This is a genomic window from Mycobacteriales bacterium (assembly GCA_040902655.1).
Classification (GTDB): domain Bacteria; phylum Actinomycetota; class Actinomycetes; order Mycobacteriales; family SCTD01; genus SCTD01.
The window spans coordinates 1-7,556 of record JBBDWV010000006.1; the positions used below are offsets into that span (position 1 = coordinate 1).

Sequence of the window (7,556 nt, forward strand, 5' to 3'; positions counted from 1 at the left end):
TACCCAGGCGGGACTCACACCCGCTGGCCTGATCCAGCTTGCAGGACGCAACATGCGGGGCAGCCTAGTGACGGGCCACACCAGCGTTGCGTCCTGCGCTGCGGACAGGTGCAGGCGAGGGGCAGCAGGACGCAACCGGTCAGGAGGGGGCGGCGTGCTTGGCGGCGACCACCGCGTCGTAGACGTCCCGTCTGGGCAGGCCGGTCTCGGCGGCGACGGCGGCCAGCGCCTCCTTGCGGGTGAGGCCGGCCGCCTCGCGCACGCCGACCAGCCGGACGAGCTCCGCCGGCGCCAGCTCGACCAGCCGCTCCGCCGCGCCCTCCAGGACGAGCGTCACCTCGCCCCGCACGCCACCCGACGCCCAGGCCACCAGCTCGGGCAGGGTGCCGCGGACGACCTCCTCGTAGGTCTTGGTCAGCTCGCGGCAGACCACGGCCCGGCGGCTGGGCCCGAGCACGGCCGCCATGTCCGCCAGGGCCGCCGCCAGCCGGTGCGGCGCCTCGAACAACACGCAGGTCCGCGGCTCCGCCTGGAGCGCGGCCAGCCGGGCCCGTCGCTCACCGCCCTTGCGGGGCAGGAAGCCCTCGAAGCAGAAGCGGTCGGTCGGCAGGCCGCTGACCGCGAGCGCCGTCGTCACCGCCGACGGGCCGGGGACGCAGGTCACCGGCAGGCCCTCCGCCGCCGCGGCGGCCACCAGCCGGTAGCCCGGGTCGGAGACCGTCGGCATCCCGGCGTCGGTGACCAGCACCACCCGCGAGCCGGCCCGCAGCGCCTCCAGCAGCTGGGAGCTCCGCTGCACCTCGTTGCCCTCGAAGTAGCTGACGACCCGGGCGGTGAGCAGCACGCCGAGATCGGCGCAGAGCCGGTGCAGCCGCCGGGTGTCCTCCGCGGCCACCAGCTCGGCAGCGGCCAGCGCGGCGGCCAGCCGCGGACTCGCGTCCGCCGCCTGCCCGATCGGGGCTCCGGCGAGGACGAGGGGCACGGCTGCAGTCTCCCCCCACGCCCGGCCGGTTCCCTAGGGTGGCGCCATGACCGCGACGGCGCAGCGAGCTCAGGCCGCAGAAGGGGCCGCAGCCGGGGCCGCAGTTCCCTCCCCCTCGAGCGCCTGGCGCGCGCGCATCCTCCCGCCGACGAGCGGTCGTGGCGGCTGGCTGCCCGCGCTCGCCGTGGGTCTGCTCGCCGGGCTGCTCCGCCTGGTGCGCCTGGACATCCCGCGCGGTCGCATCTTCGACGAGATCTACTACGTCTGCGACGCCCAGAACCTGCTGCGGTACGGCGTGGAGGCCGGCACCGAGGGCAACACCGACGACGACCAGACGATCCAGGCCGGCTGCACCCCGAACGGTCAGCCCGGCTTCATCGTTCATCCGCCGCTCGGCAAGTGGGCCATCGGCCTGGGCATGCGGCTGTTCGGCGTACACGAATTCGGTTGGCGGGTCGCCGCCGCCGTGGCCGGCACGATCATGGTCGTCGTGCTGGTGCGGGTCACCCGCAGGATGACCGGCTCGATCGTCCTCGGCTGCTTCGCCGGCCTGCTGCTCGCGCTGGACGGGCTGCACTTCGTGCAGAGCCGGGTCGCGATGCTCGACATCTTCCTGGCCGCCTGGGTCCTCGGCGCCTTCGCCTGCCTGGTCGCCGACCGGGACGCCGTACGCCGGCGGCTCGCGGTGACCGACGGCGAGGAGCTGACCGGCTGGGGGCCGCGCCTGGGCTGGCGGCCGTGGCGGCTGGCGGCCGGCGTCTGCCTCGGCGCCGCCGTCGCGACGAAGTGGAGCGGCCTGTACTACGTCGTGGTCCTGGTGCTGCTGGCCTTCGCCTGGGAGGTCGGCGCGCGCCGCACCGCAGGGGTGCGAGCTCCCGTGCGCGCCACGGTGGTGCGCTCCGGCGCGCTGCTGCTGGCCACGCTGGTGGTGCTGCCCGCGGCGCTCTACGTGCTGTCGTGGTTCGGCTGGTTCGCCAGCAGTGCGGCCGACCAGCTGGCGTGGGACCGGCACTGGGCCGACACCCACGAGGCCGGCGGGCTGGTGGGACTCGTGCCGGACGGGCTGCGTTCCTGGTGGCACTACCACGTGGCGCAGTTCACCTTCCACGACGACCTGCGGCAGAAGCACCCCTACCAGTCGCATCCGGCCGGCTGGCTGCTGCTCGCCCGCCCGGTGTCCTACTACTACCCCCAGAACGTGGGCGCCGGCGACTACGGCTGCGAGGTCGAGAGCTGCTCCCGGGAGGTGCTGGCGATCGGTACGCCGGCGATCTGGTGGATCATGATCCCGGCGCTGTTCGCGCTGCTGTGGCTGTGGCTCGCCCGGCGTGACTGGCGGCCCGCGGCGGTACTCGTCATGGTCCTGACGGCGATCCTGCCCTGGGTCCGCGACGACCTCGACGGCCGGACGATGTTCCAGTTCTACGCGCTGCCGGCGGTGCCGTTCATGTGCCTGGGCCTGGCGCTGATCGCCGGTGCGCTGGTCGGCAGCCGCGCCCGCGCGTCCGCCCGCCGGCGCACCGCCGCCATCCTGGGGGCCGGCGTCTACCTGGCGGTGGTGGTGGTCAACTTCGCCTACCTCTACCCGGTGCTGGCCGCGCAGACGCTGCCGTACGGAGCCTGGCGCAGCCGGATGTGGTTCTCCAGCTGGATCTGAGTCGTACGAGAGCCCCGCTCCCAAGGGAGGAACGGGGCTTTCGTCTGCGGGTGGAGCTGAGGGGATTCGAACCCCTGACCCCCTCGATGCGAACGAGGTGCGCTACCGGACTGCGCCACAGCCCCGCGGGCGAGAGGCTAGCAGGGGCCGGTGTTCCGGCCGGCTTCAGTCGTTGACGGCGCGGCGGCGGTCGAGGATCTCGTCCAGCGCCGGGCCGCCGTCGACGATGCCGAGGTCGCGCTCGGCGTCGGCCAGCCGGCCGGCGTCGGCACGCGAGGTCGACCCGGAGGCTGCCCGGCGCGCGGTCGGGGCGCTGAGGTAGATCGGAGCCGGGACCGGCACCGGCGACCACGGCGCGCCCTGCGCACCGCGGACGCGCGGACCAGCGCCCAGGTCCTCGTCCCGGCCGGCAGGGGGAACGCCCCGGGAAGCCGGAGCCGCGACGTGGGCGGGCCGGGCGGCAGCCGCTGGTGCCGGCAGCTCGCGCCGCAGCACCCCCGCCGGCAGGCCGAGCAGGACCGCACGCGACGGCATCCGGTCCAGGACACCGGCGACGTACGCGGGCCGCGCCACCGGTGGCGCCGCGGGCCGCGCGAGCGGTTGCCCCGCCGGTTGCGCCGCCGGGCGCGCCACAGGTCGTGCCTGCATCGCGACCCGCCAGTCACGTTCGGCGCGGGCGAGCGCCGCCCGGCGCAGGTGGACGAGCAGAGCGCCGAGGAGCAGGTCGAGGAGCAGGTGCGGCGCGAGCAGCCACAGCGGGCCGAGCAGGCCCCCGATCAGGGTGGCCACCGACAGGACCAGCAACGCGACGAGCAACCGGCGGCGGCGGGCGGCGGCGGCGGCGCGGACCGGCCGCACGACCGGCGAAGCCGCCGGATCGGCGCGGTTCCGCGGCGGCACGGGCGCCGGTGAGCCGCCGCCCGGAGGCCTCGGCGACGGATCGTCGGCCCCCTCGCCCGCGGACGCGCCGGTGTCCCGGCGGGCCAGCACCCGCATCGCGTCGTGGAATTTGTCCACGGTCCCGGCCGAGCCGCTGCCGTCGTACGAGCGCAGCGCCATGGGGACGAGCACGACGAGCCAGGCACCGACGATGACGAGGAGGATCAGACCGCTGCCCACGGCGCCCGACCGTAGTGATCAGGACATCGCCGGTCGCGCCGCCGCGCCGGGGGCATTGCCACGACTTTCCGGCCGCGTCAAGGGCTCCTGTCGAGGTAGCCGGCCAGCACGCCGCCCTGCACCTCGTCGCGAAGCAGCGCGTAGCAGACGTGGTCGCGCCACTGCTCGTCGATGAACAGCAGGCGCAGGTGCAGGCCTTCCTCCCGGAAGCCGAGCTTCTCGACGACCCGCCGTGACGCGGTGTTCTCCGGCCGCACGTCCGCCTCGATGCGGTGCAGCCCGACCGGGCCGAAGCAGTGGTCCAGCACCAGCGCGAGTGCCGTGGGCAGGACGCCGCGGCCGGCGACCCGCTGGTCGACCCAGTACCCGACCGATGCCCCGTCCAGGGCGCCCCGGACGACGTGCGCCACGGTCACCTGGCCGGCCAGCCGGCCGCCGACCTCCACCGCGAAGGGCAGCATCCGGCCGGCCCGCGCCTCGCGGCGGGTGCTGCGCAGCAGTGCCGCGAACACCACCGGGCTGTGCCGGTCGCGCCAGCTCGCCGGAGCCGCGTCCGCGGGGCGGCCCTCCCAGCGCGCGAGCCAGCCCTCGTTGCGGATCCGTACCTCCGACCAGGCGCCGGCGTCACGGGCCTGCAGCGGCCGGACCTGCACCTCGCCGTGCGCGAGGCGCGCCGGCCAGCCGGGCGGGCTCATCCGTGGTCGCCGCCACCGCGCAGCTGCGCGAGGGCGTGCCCGAGCACCGGGGCGAGCACCGCCACACCGTCCCGCACGCCACCGGTCGAGCCGGGCAGGTTGACCACCAGCGCCGAGCCGATCGTCCCGGCGACGCCGCGGGACAGGATGGCCAGCGGGACAGCGGCCGCGTTGCGGGACCGCAGCGCCTCCGACAGCCCCGGCGCCTCACGGTCGAGCAGCGGCCGGGTCGCCTCCGGCGTGACGTCGCGCGGCGTCAGCCCGGTCCCGCCGGTCGTCACCACCAGGTCGTACGCCGGGGCGGCGGCGCGCAGGGCGACCTGCACGGCGGGCACCTCGTCGGGGACCACCACCGGCTCGCCGACCTCGAGGCCGAGCTCGCGCAGCAGACCGGCCAGCAGCGGGCCGGAGGTGTCCGGCCGCTCGCCCCGGAACGAGCGGTCCGAGACGGTGACGACCTGCGCCCGCCCCCGGACCGGGACGGCGCTCACCGGGTCCAGTCCCCCGTCTTCCCGCCGGTCTTGTTCTCGACCCGGACGGCGCCGATGACCGCGCGGGGGTCGACCGCCTTGGTCATGTCGACCACGGTCAGGCAGGCGACCGTGACGGCGGTCAGCGCCTCCATCTCCACCCCGGTGCGGTCGGCCGTGCGCGCGGTCGCCGTCACCGCCACGCCGGCGTCGTCGACCACCAGGTCCACGGTGACCCCGGACAGCCCGATCGGGTGGCACAGCGGCACCAGGTCGGGCGTCCGCTTGGCTCCCAGGATCCCGGCCACCCGGGCGACGGCCAGGGCATCACCCTTCGGGACCCCCTCACCCCGGAGCAGCGCGACGCACTCGGCCGACAGGTCGACCCGGCCGGTGGCGGTGGCGCTGCGGGCGGTCACCGCCTTGTCGCCGACGTCGACCATCCGCGCGGCCCCGGCGTCGTCGAGGTGGGTGAACCCGGTCATCGGCCGCGGCGCTCGAGCACCAGCACGTCCACCGCCTCACCGGAGGCCACCTTCTCCACGTCCTCGGGCACCACGGCCAGCGCGTTGGCGCGCGAGAGACCGGCCAGCAGGTGCGACCCGGCGCCGCTGACCGGCGTGACGACGTACGCGCCCTTCTTCACCTCGAGCCAGACCCGCAGGAACGACCGCTTGCCGGGCGGGGAGGTCAGCACCTTGGTCGCGACGGCGCGCACGCGCGGCCGCTCGATCGGCGCGGCGCCGAGCATCTTGCGCAGCGCCGGCCGCACGAACGCCTCGAAGGAGACCAGGGCGCTGACCGGATTGCCCGGCAGGCCGAACACCGGCGTGGAGTCCGGCCCGATCGTGCCGAAACCCTGCGGCATCCCGGGCTGCATGGCCACCTTGTCGAAGGCGACGGTGCCGAGCCGGGACAGCACCTCCTTGACGACGTCGTACGCCCCGACCGACACGCCGCCGCTGGTGACCAGCAGGTCGGCCCGCACCAGTTGGTCCTCCAGGGTCGCGGCCAGCCGGCGCGGGTCGTCGGGCACGATCCCGACGCGGTACGCGATGGCGCCGGCCTCGTGGGCCGCAGCGGTCAGCGCGAGGCTGTTGCTGTCGTAGATACGGCCGGGCGCGAGCGGCGCGCCGGCCTCGGTGAGCTCGCTGCCGGTGGAGACGACGACGACCCGGGGACGGGGACGGACGAGCACGCGCGAGCGGCCGACCGCCGCCGCGAGCCCGACCTGCACCGCACCCAGGTGCCCGCCGGCCTCGAGGACCGTCTCGCCCTCGGCGACGTCCTCGCCGACACGCCGGACGTGGGCCCCCACCCCGGGGGCGCGCGAGATCGTCACGGACGCGACGCCGCCGTCGGTCCACTCGACCGGCACGACGGCGTCGGCGCCGGCCGGCATCATCGCGCCGGTCATGATCCGCACGCAGACGCCCGGCTGGACCCGCAGCGGCGAGGCCGGCCCGGCCGCGACGTCACCGGTGACCGGCAGCACCACCGGCGCGCCCTCCCGGGCGCCGGCGACGTCGGCCACCCGCACCGCGTAGCCGTCCATGGAGCTGTTGTCGAAGGCCGGCAGGGGCGCGGGAGCGACGACGTCCTCGGTCAGCACGCAGCCGTGGGCGTCCATCAGCCCGAGCTGCAGGGGGGCCAGCGGCTGGACGACGTCCAGCACCCGGGTGAGGTGCTGCGCGACCGTGATCACGGGCGGCGCTCCAGCCACTCCCGCAGCCAGCTGACCAGCGGCGGACCCAGGTCGTCGCGCTCGGCCGCGAGCTGGACCACCGCCTTGAGGTAGTCCAGCCGGTCGCCGGTGTCGTAGCGCCGACCGCGGAAGACGACGCCGTGCACCGGTTCGCTCGCGACCAGCTCCTGCACCGCGTCGGTGAGCTGGTACTCCCCGCCGCGGCCGGGCGGGATCCGGCGCAGGACCTCGAAGACGTTCGGCGCGAGGACGTACCGCCCGATGACGGCCAGGTTGCTGGGGGCCTCGGCGACCGGCGGCTTCTCCACCAGACCGGTGATCCGCACGACATCGCCCGCCCCGTCGACGGCGGCGCAGCCGTACAGGCTGATGGACTCCTTCGGCACCTCCATCAGGGCCAGCACGCTGCCGCCCTTGCGGGCCTGCACCTCGATCATCTGCTCGAGCAGGTGGTCACGCGCGTCGATCAGGTCGTCGCCCAGCAGCACCGCGAACGGCTCGCGCCCGACGTGCTGCGCCGCGGCGAGCACCGCGTGACCGAGCCCCTTGGCGTCGCCCTGCCGGACGTAGTGGACGGTCGCCAGCTCGTTGGTGTGCCGGATGGCCGCGAGCCGCTCCTTGTCCCCCTTGTCCTCGAGCGCCAGCTCGAGCTCGACTGCCCGGTCGAAGTGGTCCTCCAACGGGCGCTTGTTGCGGCCGGTGACCATGAGGACGTCGTCCAGCCCCGCCCGGACGGCCTCCTCGACGACGTACTGGATGGCCGGCTTGTCGACGACCGGCAGCATCTCCTTGGGGGAGGATTTCGTCGCGGGCAGGAACCGGGTGCCGAGTCCAGCGGCGGGGATCACGGCCTTCGTCACGCGGGGCGTCTGCGACATTGGTAGTCCGGGGCGCAGTACCGCCGTGGCGGCCTGTTTCCCCTTTCCCC

At 75.3% G+C, this 7,556-nt stretch carries 8 protein-coding genes and 1 tRNA gene; 1 reads left to right on the plus strand and 8 read right to left on the minus strand.

Annotation, left to right across the window (positions count from 1 at the left end; all coding sequences use genetic code 11):
* Positions 1 to 139: 139 nt before the first annotated feature.
* Positions 140 to 982, minus strand: a complete 843-nt coding sequence (rsmI, locus tag WD794_02045) for a 16S rRNA (cytidine(1402)-2'-O)-methyltransferase (GenBank protein ID MEX2289093.1) — start codon at positions 980 to 982, stop codon at positions 140 to 142.
* Between the two features lie 46 nt (positions 983 to 1,028).
* On the opposite strand from rsmI, the gene WD794_02050 reads away from it, so the two are divergent.
* Positions 1,029 to 2,639: a phospholipid carrier-dependent glycosyltransferase gene (locus WD794_02050; protein MEX2289094.1), complete on the plus strand. Its 1,611-nt coding sequence runs from the start codon at positions 1,029 to 1,031 to the stop codon at positions 2,637 to 2,639.
* Between the two features lie 51 nt (positions 2,640 to 2,690).
* Here WD794_02050 and WD794_02055 read toward each other — a convergent pair.
* The 7 genes from WD794_02055 to galU form a co-directional block, all read right to left on the minus strand.
* A tRNA-Ala gene (locus tag WD794_02055) sits at positions 2,691 to 2,764 on the minus strand.
* 40 nt (positions 2,765 to 2,804) lie between these two features.
* Positions 2,805 to 3,758, minus strand: a complete 954-nt coding sequence (locus WD794_02060) for a hypothetical protein (GenBank protein MEX2289095.1) — start codon at positions 3,756 to 3,758, stop codon at positions 2,805 to 2,807.
* A 77-nt stretch (positions 3,759 to 3,835) separates the two neighbouring features.
* On the minus strand, positions 3,836 to 4,453 hold the full coding sequence (locus tag WD794_02065) for a GNAT family protein (GenBank protein ID MEX2289096.1): 618 nt from the start codon (positions 4,451 to 4,453) through the stop codon (positions 3,836 to 3,838).
* Complete coding sequence (locus tag WD794_02070; GenBank protein MEX2289097.1) at positions 4,450 to 4,944, minus strand: MogA/MoaB family molybdenum cofactor biosynthesis protein; 495 nt, start codon at positions 4,942 to 4,944, stop codon at positions 4,450 to 4,452. Before WD794_02070 ends, WD794_02065 begins: the two co-directional genes overlap by 4 nt.
* A complete protein-coding gene (gene moaC, locus WD794_02075) occupies positions 4,941 to 5,408 on the minus strand; it encodes a cyclic pyranopterin monophosphate synthase MoaC (GenBank protein MEX2289098.1) in 468 nt (155 codons plus the stop codon). Before moaC ends, WD794_02070 begins: the two co-directional genes overlap by 4 nt.
* Complete coding sequence (gene glp, locus WD794_02080) at positions 5,405 to 6,628, minus strand: gephyrin-like molybdotransferase Glp (GenBank protein MEX2289099.1); 1,224 nt, start codon at positions 6,626 to 6,628, stop codon at positions 5,405 to 5,407. Before glp ends, moaC begins: the two co-directional genes overlap by 4 nt.
* Positions 6,625 to 7,506 (minus strand): UTP--glucose-1-phosphate uridylyltransferase GalU, encoded by an 882-nt coding sequence (gene galU, locus WD794_02085; GenBank protein MEX2289100.1) that lies wholly within the window; start codon positions 7,504 to 7,506, stop codon positions 6,625 to 6,627. The genes glp and galU overlap by 4 nt, the downstream gene beginning before the upstream one ends.
* Positions 7,507 to 7,556: the final 50 nt, after the last annotated feature.